Below are 15,450 nucleotides of genomic sequence, written 5' to 3'. Positions count from 1 at the left end.
TCAGAGGTCAGATTCGGTCGAGCAACTCGGCGACCGGCATTGAACACGGGGTGATTGCCATGACGTCGATAGACAACAAGATAACTGCACCAACCGATTTCGAACTCGTAGTCAGCTTCTGCCTCGACTGGTGGCGCGATCATCCGCGACAGTCGGTGGAGACGGCGGGTCGACAGGTCACCATGGCGTGGCAGGCCATGGCCGAGTTGGTGCGTTCCGTAGTCCGACGCCGCTTTCCACTGACGGAATTCCTTCGCCAAGCCTCATTCATGGCAGGTGTCTCAGTCACTCCTACGCTGCTTGTCGCCATCCCGATCGCCGCCATTGTCTCGATCCAGATCGGATCACTGGTCAGCCAGGTCGGCGCAACCACCTTCATCGGCGCGGTCAACGGCCTCGGCATCATCCGCCAGGGAGCTCCACTGGTCACCTGCCTGATGATCGCCGGCGCGGTCGGCTCGTCGATCTGTGCCGATCTGGGGTCGCGGACCATCCGCGAGGAGATCGACGCGATGCGGGTGATGGGAGTGGATCCGGTGCGCAGGCTGGTCGCTCCGCGGCTGCTCGCCGCGGTGCTGGTGAGCATTCTGCTCTGCGGGTTCGTGGTGTTCGTCGGATTCGCCACCGGCTACATGTTCAACATCTTCGTCCAGGACGGCACACCGGGCTCGTACATCAGCACCTTCGCCTCGTTCGCGGTCGCGAGCGATCTGGTGGTCGCGCTGGTGAAGGCCGCCGTATTCGGCGCGCTCACCGCGATCATCGCGTGCGACTGCGGCCTGAACACCAAGGGCGGCCCGGGCGGCGTCGCCAACTCGGTGAACTCCGCGGTGGTCAGCTCGGCGATCGTGCTGTTCGCGGCCAATATCGCGCTGACCCAGATCTACAACACTCTGTTCCCGTCCAAGGTGGTCTGAGATGTCGAACTATCTGCCACCAGTGCTGCGCCCGTTTCGCGCCGTCAAGGCCGCGACCGACCCGCTCACCGAGGCGAACGTGAGACTGGGACATCAGGGCGTCGTCTTCATCGAAGCGTTGCTGGCGATCCCGTTCGTTCTGCGGCACTACCGCAAAGAGCTGGCCCGGCTGATCGTCGATGTCACCTGGGGCAACGGCGCGCTGATCGTCGGCGGCGGCACCGTCGGCGTCGTGCTGATCCTGTGCGGATTCGGCGGCATCACCGTCGGCATGGAATCACATACCGCGCTGGATCTGCTCACGATGAGCCCGCTCACCGGCGCGATCTCCGGCTTCGCTACCACCCGCGAGCTGGCGCCACTGCTCACCACGATCGCCTTCGCGGCGCAGGCCGGATGCCGGTTCACCGCCCAGATCGGATCGATGCGGATCGCCGAGGAGATCGACGCACTCGAGTCGATGGCGATCCGGCCACTCCCCTATCTGATCACCACCCGCATGCTCGCCGCGGCCGTCGCGATTCTGCCGCTCTACAGCATCGGCATGGCCAGTGCCTACCTGTCCACCAAGATCACCGCACTCTTCCTGAGCGGCAACGGAATCGGTACCTACGACCACTATTTCCATCAGTTTCTCGACCCGGGCGACATCGTCTATTCGGTAGTCAAGGCGGTCGCGTTCGTGCTCGTCGCCACCTTTATCCAGTGTCATTTCGGCTATATCGCCGCGGGCGGCCCGGAGGGTGTCGGGGTCGCCGCCGGTAGAGCCATCAAGATGACGATCATTGTCGTCGTCTTTCTCAATCTGCTTCTCACACTTGCGATCTGGGGCGTGGACTCCGGCATCCGGATATCGGGATAGGAGGACCGGCATGTATCCGGATCCCAGTGGGCGCGGCTGGTCGCGCGGACGACTCAATCTGGCCGGGGTGGCCATGACGATGAGCCTGTCAGGCGTCGTCGCCTTGCTCGGGCTGCGTTATGCGGGGCATTTCGAAGACACCGTGCCGGTGACCGCGCTCATGACGAGCACGGGTGACGGGCTACCTGCCCGCGCCGATGTGCGCTTTCGCGGACTGCTGGTCGGTGCGGTCTCGGCGGTGGAAATCGCCGAGCAGGGCTTGCGCCAGCGCGTGGAACTCGAGCTCAAACCCGATGCCGCGGCCGAGATTCCGGCGTCGGTGACCGCGCGCGTCGTCCCGGCCAACATCTTCGGTGTCACCGGGATCGAGCTCGTGGACAACGGTTCGGCCGCGACATCATTGCGGCCGAACGCGGTGATCGAACAGGATCACAGCCGCGCCACCGTTGCCTTGCAGACAACGCTGACCACCCTGCGCGATGTTCTCGACCGCATCCAGCCCGCCAAACTCGCTCGCGTGCTGGCCACCCTCGCCGAGGCGCTCGATGGCGACGCCCGGCTCCCCGGTTCGACGATCGAACGCCTGGACCAGTGGATCACCGAGGTCCGCGCACTACCAGGGGTCGGCGACCTGCTCGGCGATCTCGGCGCGGCTACCGCGGCAGTCAATCAATCGGCGCCCGAACTGGCCGACGCCCTGGGCAGATCAGTACAGACGGCGCGCACTATTACCGAGCGCCGGGCCCAGGTGATCGAACTGCTGACTTCGGCGGGAACCGCCACCGACGCGACCCAAGCCCTCTTCGCCCGGAACCCGGATGCGGGAAAGGAGCTGGTGGTCGGACTGGACGAGACATTCGGTGCGCTCGCGGCAGATCCTTCCGCACTGAGCGACACCGTTATCGGGCTCGGCGAATCGCTGAGTCGCCTTGCCACCGTGTTCAATTGGGGGTCCAGCAAACAGATGCAATGGGATGTCACTGTCTCGTTCACTCCGTTCCGCCAGTACACAGCGGCCGACTGCCCGCACTACGGCAGCCAGGCCGGTCCACGCTGCGGCACCGCCAGCGTCCCGGATTCGCCCGCACCACAGTCGTATCCGACGCAGCTGATACCCGGCTGGTTGTCCGCCGCGGGCCCGAGTCCCGTACCTACCCTGCCTGGCCTGCCCGCCCTGCCCGGTATTCCGTCGTTGCCGAATATTCCCGGGCTGTCCCTACCAGGCTTGGTCATTCCCGGCATCACCCTCCCCGCGCGTTCCACTCCGCAACAGACTGTTCCCCCAGCAAGACCGACCGCGCTGACCGGCCCGGCCGCGGTGGCGGCCTTCCTGGGCACCCGCCCGAACACCTCCCAGCTGCTGCTGCTCGGCGCCGTACTCACCGGCGCAACCGTGACCGCAGAGCCTGCTCGGACAGGAGCCAACTGAGATGCGCTCGCGCACTGTCTATTTCGGCCTCACAGTCTTTGTCGTGCTCGCCCTGATCGCGACATACACGATCTGGTCGACCCTGCAACGCTCAGTTCCCGGTGACACTCACCGCTACAGTGCGACCTTCACCGATGTACTCGGCTTGCGCACAGGAGACGACGTGCGGATCGCCGGGGTGCGGGTGGGCCGGGTCGACGCGATCGAACTGGTCGACCGGCGGCACGCCGAAGTGACCCTGTCTGTGCAGTCCCGGCAGCACCTGAGCACCACCACGAAAGCACTGATCCGGTATCAGAATCTGATCGGTCAGCGCTACGTCGCACTGGCGCTGGGTGACTCGGTGGGTGAACCCCTGCCCGCCGGCGGTTCGATTCCCCTCGAGCGCACCGAATCATCGTTCGATGTCTCGACGATGCTGTCGGGGTTCGAGCCGCTGTTCAGCCTGCTCCAACCCGACGAGGTGAATTCGCTGTCGGAAACCCTGGTGCAGGCGCTCCAGGGCGACGGTGTGTCGCTGTCGGCCTTGATCACCCAGGCCGCCGCACTGGCCACGACCTTCTCCGAACGCGACGAGATCCTGGGCGCGGTGATCAGCAATCTCAGCGACGTCATCGCGAGCTTGGCTCATCGCAGCGGCGAGCTGGAGACCCTGATCACCCAGTCCCGCGCCCTGGTGAGCGGCCTGTACGAACAGGGCGCGGTGCTGCAGGGCGCCGTCACCGGGATCGCCGAGTCCACAACGAAACTCACCGACCTGATCGCCGAGGTCGCGCCGGGAATGGCCCAGGCACAACAGCAGGCCGGCCAAGGGGTCGAATTGTTGCTGTCGAACGGGGAGCGCCTGGACCGGTCAGCGATCGAACTGCCCCTGATTCTTTCCGGACTGGCCAGGATCAGCGGCAACGGCACCTACGTCAACACCTATGTCTGCAGCCTGGACATCTCGTTGTGGGGCGTGATCTTCCCCCGCGACGTGTTCTCACAGGTCGGCGGCAACGCGCACTCGGAGGTCTGCCGATGATCAAGTTCCTGTTCTCCCTTGTCCGCACGACTCTGGGCGATGCGTTCCGCAACCGAAACTTCGCCCTCGGCATCGCGGCAGGTGTCACTGTGCTGGTGCTGGTCGTCGGATCGGGGGTGCTTTCCCGAGTACATCTCGGCGAGGACACCATCCACGCGGAGTTCGCCCAGGCGGCAGGACTGCGAACCGGCAACAGTGTGGACGTGGCCGGGATCGAAGTCGGCACAGTCACCTCGGTGCGGCTCGAACGGGACCGTGTCCTGGTCACGATGAGTGTGCGGCCCGACCTCAACGTGGGGCACGACGCGAAAGCGGCGATCAAGATGTCGACCATCCTCGGCAAGATGCACGTCGAACTCGATCCCGGCAGCGACGGCGAGCCGCCCGGTGGCCGAATCCCGTTGACAGCCACAACTGTTCCCTACAACCTCGCCAAGGTCGTCAACGATCCGAAGTACCGCAATTCCTTCGAGCACCTCGAACGGCTCGATCCGAACGCGCTGCGCGCGAGCCTGGACGCGGTCAGCACTCAGCTCGGTGATTCACCGCAGCTCACCGCCCAGGCGCTCGACAGCGTCGGCGCATTGGCCGGAGTGATCGCGTCCCGGCGTGACGAGGTCGACCAGCTGCTCGGCAGCATGGATCAGGTGTCGGGATTGATCTCCGACAACCAGAACAGCGTGCTGGTCCTGCTGACCAGGGGCGAAGCGATCGGCGACGCCGTCGTCAAGCGTCGCGACTTGATCAGGGAACTGCTCGACAATATCGCGGCCGCCTCGAAGATCCTGCAGGACATGGGCATCGACGACGGCGGCAGGCTGGGCCCGCTCATCCAGAACCTGAACACGATGTCGCAGGGTCTCGAGAAGAACCGCGAACACCTCGACGCCTTGTATCAGGTGATGCCGGTGGCCGTGCGCCAATTCAACAACTCGTTCGCGCAGGGGCCCTACGGCGACATCTATATGCCGTGGCTGTTCCCGGACAACTGGCTGTGCCTGGCGAACGCGGTAGAAGGGTGCAAATGATGCGCAGATTGCTCCAGTGTTTCGCACTGGTGATCATCACCGGCATCGGCGCGGGATGCTCCTCGATCCCGGTATCCCTGCGACCCGATGCCATTCACCTCTCCGCCGACTTCGAAGGCGCTGCGGGCCTGTTCGTCGGCAACGACGTCGCGGTCCTCGGAGTCCCGGTCGGCCGGGTCGACGCCATCGAACCCAAGGGTGCGTTCGTCGAGGTCAGGATGACCATCGAGCCGGGTATCGAACTGCCGGCCGACGTGATGGCGGCACTGGTCTCCCCGCAGCTCATCACCAACCGCCACGTCGAATTGACCCCCACCTACACCGGAGAGGGGCCAACCCTCACCGACGGCGCTCACATTCCGCTGGCCCGCACCAGAACCCCTGTCGAACTCGACCGCATCCTGCGCAATTTCGAACAACTCGGTGAAGCGTTGAAGGGCGACAACGCGAACGGCCCGATGGCCAGCCGGGTGCTGTTCCCGATGCTCGACGGCAACGGCGACCGAATTCGCGAGACTCTCGCCGCGCTCTCCACCACGCTCGAGGTGTCGCTGGCCAATCGTGACCAGATCTCGCGCACCATCATCGAACTCAACGACCTCACCACGATGATCGCCGGAAACGACCGAACCGTCCGAGATTTCAGCGGGCGACTGACCGAGCTCGTCACCCTGCTCGGCGAACAGGCCCCAGGCTTGGCCGCGGTACTCACCCAGGTGAACGACTTCATCGCCAACACCTCCACGGTGCTGGACGAGAACCGTGCACCACTCACCGACGCGGTGAACCGTCTGGTCACCATTACCGGCCAGATGCGCGACAACGCACGCGGCCTCACCGAGATCGTCGACGTGACACCGCTGCTGGGCGACAACTTTGCCCGCGCGGTCAACACCGACCAGCGGGTCCTACGACTGCATCTGCTGACCGACAAATCGTTGCTCGACAACGAAACTCTGTCGTTGCTGTGTTCGCGGCTGGCATTGCGCGCCGACGGCTGCCGGACGGGAAAACTGATGGACTTCGGTCCGGACTTCGGTCTGACCGCCGCACTGCTGGGACTCACCGAATGAAACGGACCACCCAATTCACCGTCACCGCACTGACCGCGCTCAGCATCAGTTCGTGCGCGGTGACCGTCGACAATGTCCCGCTGCCCCGCCCCGGCGTCGACGGGCCGACCTACCGGTTACGCGCGGTATTCGACGACGCGCTCAACCTGCCCGAGCGAGCCCGAGTCAAGATCGGCGGCACCGATGTCGGGGTCGTCACCGGTATCGATACGACGAACTTCCTCGCCGATGTCGAGCTGGAGGTGAGCCGCGATATCTCGCTACCCCGAGGCACCCGAACCGAACTGCGACAGCCGACCCCGTTGGGCGACATTCACGTTGCGATCATTCTGCCCGAGCACCGTCCCGGCACGCCGCTGCTCGCAGACGGCGATGTCATCGACCGCGAACACACCTCGGCCGGTGCCTCGGTGGAGGAACTCATGACGGCCATGTCGATGCTGCTCGACGGCGGTGCGATGAACCAAGTCGCTCGCATCACCTCGGAATTGAACGCGATCGTCGGCGGACGAGGACCGCAGCTGTCGCACCTGCTGACCGAACTCACCGCGGCCCTCAGCGCATTGAATCAGCGGACAGGGCAGATAGATTCGGTCCTGCACGGGCTCGACGGACTCACCGCGACGCTGCGCGCCCGCAAGGCCGAACTCGGACAGGCCGCCGACACCTTCCCTGATCTGATCGCGGTGATCGCCGAAAACAATCGTTCCATCACCGATCTCACCACCAAGGTGTCCACAGTGACCGCAGCGCTCGGCGACTTCACATCGACCACCGGTCCCGAGTTTCTCAGCCTCTTCGACAGCGTGCAGGGCCTGATGACCGGATTCACTCGGATGGGCGACAATCTGGGCACCACCCTGGATCGGCTCAACACCTTGAGCCCGACGGTTCGGGCGACCATGGAGGGCTCGAGTCTCGCAGTCGCGGCGCGGATCTCGTATCTGGATATCGGTGCACTCTCCGATGCGCAGGGCAGCAGATTGCCCGACGGCACAGATGGCACCGCGTTCATCGGCAGTCTGGCCCAGGTGCTGGCCAGGGTCCTCGGCCGGCTCCAGGGAGGGCACCGATGATCGGGCGCGCCGCCACTCTCATCGTCCGGCTGGCACGCTGGGCGTACGGCCACCGCACCTTCGGGGCCATGCTCGGCATGGTCGGGATGCTGGTCATCGGAGCCGGCTACATCGCCGTCGACGTCGTCGGAGTACGACCACTGCGCACGACCTACACGGTGCAGGTCCAGCTGAACAGCTCCGGCGGGTTGCTGCCGCACAGCAACGTCACCGTGCGCGGCGTGCGGGTAGGCAAGGTTCGCGCCATCACGCTCGACAGCACGGGCATCCTCGCCGACGTCGAGATCGACAGCTCCACGAGAATCCCCCTCGGCACGCCGATCGCGGTGGGGCGCCTGTCCGCCGCGGGCGAGCAGTATCTGGACTTTCGGCCGACCGGCCACGAGGGCCCCTACCTCGCGGCCGGGGCGACCGTGCCCGCCGATCAGGTGAGCACGCCCGTGACGATCAACTCGTTCTTGGACAACACCGGCGCACTGATCGCCGGCATGAACCCGGATCGGCTCACCGTGATCGTCGACGAACTCGACCGTGCCCTCGCCGGCGGCCCCGAGGTGCTGCGGAATGTGATCAGCGGTCTGAGCCAGGCGATGACCGGACTCACCGGGCTGCTCCCGCAGACCACAGAGCTGATTCGCAATCTGCGGGTCATCGCCGACACCACCTCGCACGCCCAACCCGACCTCACCACCCTCGTGCGCGGGTCGAGCGCGCTGTTCGATCAGATGAACGCTGCCGATCACGAGGTCCGTGAACTTCTCGACCTCGGACCGGGTCGGCTGGCCACCCTCGGTGGAGTGCTCACCGAGACCAGCGATCCGCTCACGAACCTGGTGACCAATTTCGTCGCCATCACCCGCGCGGCCCGTTTGCGGACTCCGGCTATGTCAGCCCTGTTTCCGGCCTTGCGCGCAGGCGTGGTCGCGCTCGGGATTCCCGCCCACGACAACGCCTTCCACACCATGGCCGACATCTGGCCACGCCCCACCTGCGAGTACGAGACCATCCCGGTTTCTCCCGCCCAGGTCTCCGACGGCCGCAACCGCCTCTACAACTACTGCGTCACCAGCCATCCGGAGCTTCAGATCCGCGGATCCGCCAACGCACCACGCCCAGCGGGTCCAGACAACGGATCAGGTCCGCCGCCCGGCGTCACCGGCGACGAGCTCTCAGTTCCGTTGCCCGCCAACTAACTCGAACCCACCCAGGAGACACCGATGAGCACCGAACTCGAACCGCCGCACGCCGACTCCGACGACGCCAGGACGGAAACCGTCGAATCTGCGATCGCGGTGACACGACTCCCACTGCGCCGCATCACGATTCCAGCGGCGGTCGTGATCACCATCATCGCCGTGGTCACTGCGAGCCTTCTCGCCGTGGACAACCACCGGATCCGGTCCCGCGAGCAGGCGCGCGACGCCGCGCACCAGGCCGCGTGCGCCTACGCCCCGACTCTGGCTCGCTACGACGCCAAGGATCTGGACACCTATTTCGCCGCGGTGCTGGCGGGCGCCACCGGTGAATGGAAGACCGAGTTCGACGCCACCAGCAGGGATCTGCGCGACGTACTCACACAGGGGCAGGTGGTCTCCACCGTCGGCAATGTCAGTTGCGCCATCGAGTCAGCCGACGAGACCACCGCACGGGCGGTGGCCGTCATCAATCAGACCATTACCAGCCTCGGCACCAAGGGCGCCCCGGCGCCCGGACAACTCTCGGTGAGCATGTCGCTGCGCAAGGACGCCGACCGCTGGCTGGTCAGCGAGGTCAGCACCCCGTCACTTTCCCACTGATCGGCAGGATGCCCGATGACCGACCAGACTACGTTCCCCCACACCAACTCCGAATCGCTGCTGGTCGGCGCGCTGCACAGCTCCGCCGCGCGCCGAGGCCGACGCCGGGCCGCCCGTCTCGCGACCGCGCTCGCAGGACGGCTGCGACTCGCTGTCGCGGCCGGGCTCGCTGTGACCATAGCGGCCGTGACCTCCACTCTCGGTGGAGTATTCGCCCTGGCGGCTCTGGTCCGCGGGCTCGAACAGCTGCTGCCCGTCTGGGCCGCCTACGCCGCAACTGCCGCGCTCTTACTGACCTGTGCGGCGATAGGGCTCGCGACCTGCGTGTGGTTGCTCGCCCGCGCGGTACGCACTGTCCGTTCCTAGCACGCCCCGAGAATAGTGGGTCGCGCAATTCATCGGGCATTCTTTATCGTTCGGATTCCGGCCGCAATACCGCGATAGCCGTAGCGGTTCCGGATAGGCACTGCTAATATCTTACTCAATATCTACGCACGCGTAGTAATCAACAACACGGATCGTCACAGCGACCCGACAGCAGATATTTTGGGGAGAAGCGCATGGCAGCATTACGCACCTGGTTGTCGCTACCGGAGGTGGCGCCCGCCGAGGACTACGGGTTCTTCGGACCCGATTCCGTCGCGTGGCGAGTATGGAGTTATCCGACCGGGCTGACCATCGGTTTCCAGCGTGCGGTCGTCATCGAGGAACTCGACCCCGCGTTGATCGCGGCGGTGGACACCACGAGTGCGATCTACAGCCGGCCCCGCACTCGCTACGACCGCACGTTGCGATACTTCGCGATGGTGATGTTCGCCGACAGTCGGTCGACGGCGAGTGTGGCCGACATCCTGGTCAAGATCCATTCCAAGGCCGTGGGAATCGATCCAGTGACCGGCGGGTACTACGACGCAAATGATCCGCAGTCACAGCTGTGGATCCACCTCACCGCGTGGCATTCCTTGCTGGTCGCCTACGAGAAGTTCGGACCCGGGCGACTCAGCCCGGACGAAGAATCGCAGTACTGGCACGAATGCGCCCGCGCCGCCGAGCTCCAAACCTGCGACCCTGCCGATGTTCCCCGTACCCGCGAGGGTATCGCGCAGTACTTCGAACGCATGCGGCCACAACTCATCGGATCCGATATCGCCAAGAAGGCGATGAATCATCTTCTCGACGCCGAAGTGATGCTGCCGCCGATGCCCCTCGTGCTTCGACCACTGTTCAAATTGGTCGCGGCGTTCCTTCGGCGCGGAACTTTGGCCACGATGCCGCGCTGGATGCGGGAAATGGCCGGGTTGCCGACCGGGCGGGCGCTGGACCTCCTCGTGATCCCCTGGCTGAGCGCGGCGATGACGTTGGTCAGCTTGAACACCCGGCTGCAATTGCTACTACTGCAATTGATCTCCCCCACCACGGTACCGGTAGCGGCGCCTGTGTTGCTCGGAGTAGTGCCGAAGGACCCGGTGACGACGACACCCCGGCAGGCACAGAAAAAATATGGATACGACATCCCTTCGCAAGCCCATCACGCACTCCGCCAGAAACAACGCAACCGCGTTTTGGGCGAAGGTTTACCCCCTTCGGACGAGGGGCTCATCGAGTCGCAGCAGATCCTCGGCGACATCGCCTGAACAGAATAGAGAGCAAGAATGTTGACAAAGCTCATGGAACGACAGATCAGCATCCGTCAGATGGTGTATCTGGCAATCGCCGGTGGGGTCCCCTATTTTGCGATCGGTGTGATCTGGTTGATTACCCACGACAGCCATTTGGGCGAATTGCACGGGCTCGACCGGTTGTTCTCCACCATCGGCGAGGTGATCGCCTGGCCTGTGTTGATTATTGCCGATATCGATCTCCGGTAAACGACCGGCACGATCCGCTCACCGTATGCGGTGAGCGGATCGTGCCGTCAGCTGTCGATATGCAGCCCAGCTGGGCCGAACACCGTTCTCTCCATCCCAGCAGTTGCGGCGCCCGGCTCGTTGGGCAAGGTCCGGACCATGGATCGGACGGTGGGGCGCAACCTTTCGGGCGGAAAGCGTTGCGGATCCGACAACACCATCCGTCCCAGCACTTCGGTGAATCCGAGCATGACGTGCGCGATCAGTTCGATGTCGGCCTCATGCGGGCCGCCGCGTACAGCGAAACCGGCGGCCAACAGCTCGACACACTGATCGAGGAGCTTGTCGCGGGCAGCGCCGAGCAATTCGCGATAGTCGGACGGCGCACCGTCGCTGTGCAGCAGGATCAGACGCCAGCGGGTCGGAGCCGCGGCGACGGATTCGAGAAAGGCCATCACCGCCGCGACGTACTCGCGATCAGGGTCAGATTCGTGCAGGTCACGCGGCATAGCCGCGAAGACCTGCCCCATTCCGCGTGAATGTTCCCGGTGCAGCAGGTGCGCCACCAGCTCCGGTGCTGTGGGATACATGGCATAGAGCACAGGTTTTGCCACGCCGGCTTCCTTGGCGACTGCCTGCATTGTCAAGTTCGCGAGCCCGGCATCCCCGACAACACGGAGCGCGGCGTCGAGCAGCTGCGTTCTACGCTCGTCCGGCGGTAGTCGGGGTCCGTTGCGGCGCTTGGGGCGAACGTTCGCCGACATGCTTTCGGTACTCACCACTACATCATCTCCCATTCCGGCAGCGGTCGTCAGCAATCCCCTGCAAAAAGTTCTCCGATGCTCGCCGCCGCAAATGGCTCATCAGTGAGCCGAGAATTCGTATCACAACCCGGCCGGACATTATCAGCGCACATTACCTGATTCGGTTCTGCGCAGTGCGGACTCAGCGGATTCAAGGGACGAATCATGAGCCAAGATATCCTCGTAAAAACGGAGCAGCGGACGCCGGGGACCACACCCAATTCATCGCTGCTTTTTAGTGCGGTGGAACTGGTGCAGCGCATCCGACTGACGGCCGGATCGATAGAGGGCATCAGCAGCTCGCACAGGCGTTCCCGAGTCGGATGCGCGGCCATCAACGCTGCAACTCCGGCGATCGTCACACCGTCCATGTCACCGGCGCCACCGCCCGGGGTTACCGTGGAGTGAAGTATCCAGGAGAGGACCGTCGCCATGTACCCGCCCGGCCCCCGACTACCCGCGATCGCGCAGACGATCCGGTATGTGCAAGCGCGGGAGCGGTTCATGACCGCCACCGCTCGCCGTTACGGCGACACCTTCACTCTGCGCTTGGTGCCGCCCTACGCCCGTCATCTGGTCGTGTTCACCCGCCCCGAACACGTCCGCGAGATCTTCGCCGCCTCCCCCACCGACCTGCACGCCGGCGAGAGCAACGGCATCCTGCGTCCGCTGCTCGGCGATCACTCGGTGCTCATCACCGACGAAGCCGAGCACGCTCGTGCCCGCCGCCTGCTGATGCCCGCCTTCACCGGGCCCGCTATGACCGGTTATCGCAAGATGATCGAGCAGATCGCCGCCACCCACGTGGAGACCTGGCGGGCTGGGTCGACGGTCCGCAGCCTGGACGCGATGACCGGGATCACCCTCGATGTCATCGGCGAGGTAGTGCTCGGTGTCGCCGATCCGCGCCGCCGCGACCTACTCGGTCCACCTATGCGCCGGATCACCGACATCGCACCGCTCACCCTGCTCGGTTCCCGCTACCCGGCCCTGCAAAAACGCGGACCCTGGAAGCGGTTCCACGACGATCGGGCCAGTCTGGACGCCCACCTCTACGCCGAGATCGAGCAGCGCCGCACCGGCAGCAACGCCACGGGCGCAGATGTGCTGTCGCGGCTGATGGCAGCGGGCAGCGGCAACGACACCCCGCTCACCCCAGACGAACTCCGCGATCAGTTGGTCACCCTGCTCGCCGCCGGGCACGAGACGACCTCGGCCGCACTGTCATGGGCGCTACGCGAGCTGGCCGCCAACCCCGCCCAGCAGGACCTCGCCCGCCAGGCCGCGCTCGACGGCGACACCGTTTACCTCGAAGCGGTGATGAAGGAAGCACTGCGCTACCACTGGGTCATCGGAGGGGTCGTGCGAAAGCTCACCCGCGACATGACGATCGGCGGCTACGACCTGCCCGCTGACACCGTCGTCGCGACCTCGATCCTGCTCGCCCACAAGCGGCCAGAGGCCTTCCCGGACGCGGTGTTCCGGCCCGACCGCTTCCTCGACGGCAGCGTGGCGCCGAATACCTGGCTGCCGTTCGGCGGTGGGGTGCGCCGGTGCATCGGAGCGGGTTTCGCGCTGATGGAGGGCGCGGCGGTGCTCCAAGAGATCCTGCGCCGCCACGTCCTGTCCCTGCCCGCGGCCGCGACGACGCGGGGCCGGGTCCGCAATATCACGAATGTGCCGTCCGACGGGGCGCCGATTCTGGTCAACTGAACAGCGCACCGACCATCAATCCGTCGTGCTGGCATGTGCTGCGATGATCCGCCAGCCATAGACATCGTCGTGCAACCAGGAACGCGTGTAACGCATCCTGGCCCCGAAAGGCTCGCCGTTGACGGTCCCCTCGACGGTCCCGAGAAACCAGGTCACCCCGGCACGCCCGTCGGTGAGTACGCTCAGCTCTTCCTCGACCAAGGCTGTCACCACCTGCGTCCGGGTGCGGTGAACCTCCAGGTCATCGGCCTTGGTGTAGACGTCCGCGCCGAAGGTGAAGATCAATCGGTCATCCAGCAGACGATCCAGTGCCTGCACATCCCCAGCAAGTTGCGCGGCCTGCAACCGCCGCTCAGCGTCCCGCAAGTTCTCCATGCGCCCCACCCTGCCAGCCGATGTCGCACTCACGCCACGATGTTCGCGTTCGGCTGAGACTGCCAGTGATGCCGACCCGGCGCGCGAAGGGGTTCCCGACTCGCCACTCAGTCGTCTCGCCACGGAAGGTGCTTGCCGTCGGCTTCACTATCGCGTCGTGAGCTGGTCTCGCTGCGCGAGGGCGTCGAGGACTTCGTGGGCTACGCGGGTGCCGGATTCGATGGCACCGTCGAGGTAGCCCGGGTGATCGACCGCGGTTTCGGTACCGGCCCAATGGATGTCGCCCACCGGCGTGAACGGCAGTGGCATGAGCGCATCGGTGCCCGGTTCGGGAAGTGCGGTGTAGCCGCCGCCGACGTTGTCGTCGAGATGCCAGGCTTTCTCGTGCCAGCTCACCGGCTCGAGGACCTCGGTGCCGAGCTGGGAAATCAGGGGACCGAGGAGGGTTTCGCGCCGAGAGGCGGCGCCGAGCTGGTCGAGTGCGCGGGCGGGCGGGCCGGCTACCAGCATGCACAGGTGGCCGGGACCATCGGGCGGGCTGGTGTCGAACACCGCGATCCCGGGAGCACCGAGGACCATGATCTGCGCATTCGTGCCGCGGTCTCGCCAGAACGGCCGGTCGAAGACCGCGATCGCTTTGTATACCGATCCCATGTAGGTGCGGGTAGCAACGGCGATCCGATCGGGCGGCAGGGACGGCTGGAAGCTGATGCGGTCCAGCAACGGTGGCGGAACTGTCACCACGACTTTGGTGGCGTGGATCGTCCCCTCGGTCATGGCGAGGGTGACGCCGTCGGCGCCCGCCACGATCGAGGCGACCCGGTGCCCGAGACGAACACGGGGGCTCAGGTCGTCGGCAAGGCGATCGATGAGGGTGCCGACACCTTCGACCAGCAGATCCTCCTGCGCGCCGCCGGTGGTCGACAGCATGGTCCGCAGTCCGCCCTGCAGGCGGATCAACGTCATCATCGCCTGCACCGACAACCGGTCGAGGTCGGCGGTCCACGAGGTCAGGGCGGCCAGTTCCAGGAGTCGTCGTGGCGTGCGCCCGGGCACCTTGGCCAACCAGTCCGCGACGGTCGTGGTGTCCCACCGCTGGGGCGGATCGATGTGCGACAACGCTTCCAGGCCGAGAAGAAGGCCTACGGTCGCCAGCATCGACGGCGCCCCCAGCGGTACACGGCGAGCACCGTCGAGGATGGTCGGCAGCGGCGTGGTGTGCATGCGGAACTGGGTGGCACCGAGCTCGCGGGCCAGCGCGGCGATGCGGTGATGGTGGTGGCCGATCCATTGCCCGCCCAGATCCACGCGTGACCCCAGCGCGGTGGTTTCGCTCATCGCCCGCCCGCCCAACCGGTCGGCGGCCTCGAGCACGAGCACATCGACACCTGCGCGGTGCAGAGCGCGCGCCGCTGTCAGTCCCGCCAACCCTGCCCCGACCACAGCCACCGTTGTGGCCTGAGCCGAACCGGAGGGGCCCTCAGTACGCGTGGAGTCCTCGTGCATC

16 protein-coding genes are annotated in these 15,450 nt (G+C 65.4%); 13 read left to right on the top strand and 3 right to left on the bottom strand.

The genetic code is table 11. From position 1 onward, the window contains the following. Positions 1-59 precede the first annotated feature (59 nt). The 12 genes from ACFTS5_RS06305 (at position 60) to ACFTS5_RS06250 (ending at position 11,073) form a co-directional block, all read left to right on the top strand. A complete protein-coding gene (locus ACFTS5_RS06305) occupies positions 60-917 on the top strand; it encodes an MlaE family ABC transporter permease (RefSeq protein WP_378627933.1) in 858 nt (285 codons plus the stop codon). Between the two features lies 1 nt (position 918). Further along, the gene (locus ACFTS5_RS06300; RefSeq protein ID WP_378627931.1) at positions 919-1,779 is read left to right on the top strand and encodes an ABC transporter permease; all 861 of its coding nucleotides are present in this window, start codon (positions 919-921) and stop codon (positions 1,777-1,779) included. A gap of 10 nt (positions 1,780-1,789) precedes the next feature. After that, positions 1,790-3,208 carry an MCE family protein gene (locus ACFTS5_RS06295; RefSeq protein WP_378627930.1) on the top strand — a complete coding sequence of 473 codons (1,419 nt, stop codon included), beginning with the start codon at positions 1,790-1,792 and terminating at the stop codon, positions 3,206-3,208. Position 3,209: 1 nt separating this feature from the next. Next, a complete protein-coding gene (locus ACFTS5_RS06290; protein WP_378627929.1) occupies positions 3,210-4,232 on the top strand; it encodes an MlaD family protein in 1,023 nt (340 codons plus the stop codon). Continuing rightward, the gene (locus ACFTS5_RS06285; RefSeq protein WP_378627927.1) at positions 4,229-5,260 is read left to right on the top strand and encodes an MlaD family protein; all 1,032 of its coding nucleotides are present in this window, start codon (positions 4,229-4,231) and stop codon (positions 5,258-5,260) included. Before ACFTS5_RS06290 ends, ACFTS5_RS06285 begins: the two co-directional genes overlap by 4 nt. After that, the gene (locus ACFTS5_RS06280; RefSeq protein WP_378627926.1) at positions 5,260-6,333 is read left to right on the top strand and encodes an MCE family protein; all 1,074 of its coding nucleotides are present in this window, start codon (positions 5,260-5,262) and stop codon (positions 6,331-6,333) included. Before ACFTS5_RS06285 ends, ACFTS5_RS06280 begins: the two co-directional genes overlap by 1 nt. Further along, complete coding sequence (locus ACFTS5_RS06275; protein ID WP_378627925.1) at positions 6,330-7,409, top strand: MCE family protein; 1,080 nt, start codon at positions 6,330-6,332, stop codon at positions 7,407-7,409. Before ACFTS5_RS06280 ends, ACFTS5_RS06275 begins: the two co-directional genes overlap by 4 nt. Then, positions 7,406-8,602 carry an MCE family protein gene (locus tag ACFTS5_RS06270; protein ID WP_378627924.1) on the top strand — a complete coding sequence of 399 codons (1,197 nt, stop codon included), beginning with the start codon at positions 7,406-7,408 and terminating at the stop codon, positions 8,600-8,602. The genes ACFTS5_RS06275 and ACFTS5_RS06270 overlap by 4 nt, the downstream gene beginning before the upstream one ends. Positions 8,603-8,626: 24 nt before the next feature. Then, entirely contained in the window at positions 8,627-9,205 is a 579-nt protein-coding gene (locus ACFTS5_RS06265) for a hypothetical protein (RefSeq protein WP_378627923.1), read from the top strand. Between the two features lie 15 nt (positions 9,206-9,220). Further along, positions 9,221-9,571, top strand: coding sequence for a hypothetical protein (locus tag ACFTS5_RS06260; protein WP_378627922.1), 351 nt, complete (start codon positions 9,221-9,223; stop codon positions 9,569-9,571). 194 nt (positions 9,572-9,765) lie between these two features. Next, entirely contained in the window at positions 9,766-10,839 is a 1,074-nt protein-coding gene (locus ACFTS5_RS06255) for an oxygenase MpaB family protein (RefSeq protein WP_378627921.1), read from the top strand. 33 nt (positions 10,840-10,872) lie between these two features. Next, positions 10,873-11,073 (top strand): hypothetical protein, encoded by a 201-nt coding sequence (locus tag ACFTS5_RS06250; protein WP_378627919.1) that lies wholly within the window; start codon positions 10,873-10,875, stop codon positions 11,071-11,073. Between the two features lie 47 nt (positions 11,074-11,120). Here the strand turns inward: ACFTS5_RS06250 and ACFTS5_RS06245 are convergent, their stop codons facing one another. After that, positions 11,121-11,816, bottom strand: a complete 696-nt coding sequence (locus ACFTS5_RS06245) for a TetR/AcrR family transcriptional regulator (protein ID WP_378628359.1) — start codon at positions 11,814-11,816, stop codon at positions 11,121-11,123. A 471-nt stretch (positions 11,817-12,287) separates the two neighbouring features. Here ACFTS5_RS06245 and ACFTS5_RS06240 point away from each other — a divergent pair, with 471 nt between their 5' ends. Beyond that, positions 12,288-13,568: a cytochrome P450 gene (locus ACFTS5_RS06240; RefSeq protein ID WP_378627918.1), complete on the top strand. Its 1,281-nt coding sequence runs from the start codon at positions 12,288-12,290 to the stop codon at positions 13,566-13,568. 15 nt (positions 13,569-13,583) lie between these two features. On the opposite strand, the gene ACFTS5_RS06235 is transcribed toward ACFTS5_RS06240, so the two are convergent. Continuing rightward, positions 13,584-13,943 carry a nuclear transport factor 2 family protein gene (locus ACFTS5_RS06235; protein ID WP_378627916.1) on the bottom strand — a complete coding sequence of 120 codons (360 nt, stop codon included), beginning with the start codon at positions 13,941-13,943 and terminating at the stop codon, positions 13,584-13,586. A gap of 147 nt (positions 13,944-14,090) precedes the next feature. Then, a complete protein-coding gene (locus ACFTS5_RS06230; RefSeq protein ID WP_378628357.1) occupies positions 14,091-15,449 on the bottom strand; it encodes a flavin monoamine oxidase family protein in 1,359 nt (452 codons plus the stop codon). Position 15,450 lies beyond the last annotated feature (1 nt).

The organism is Nocardia sp. NPDC056952 (assembly GCF_042674185.1).
GTDB lineage: Bacteria > Actinomycetota > Actinomycetes > Mycobacteriales > Mycobacteriaceae > Nocardia.
This window is presented reverse-complemented; position numbering and strand designations above follow the sequence as displayed.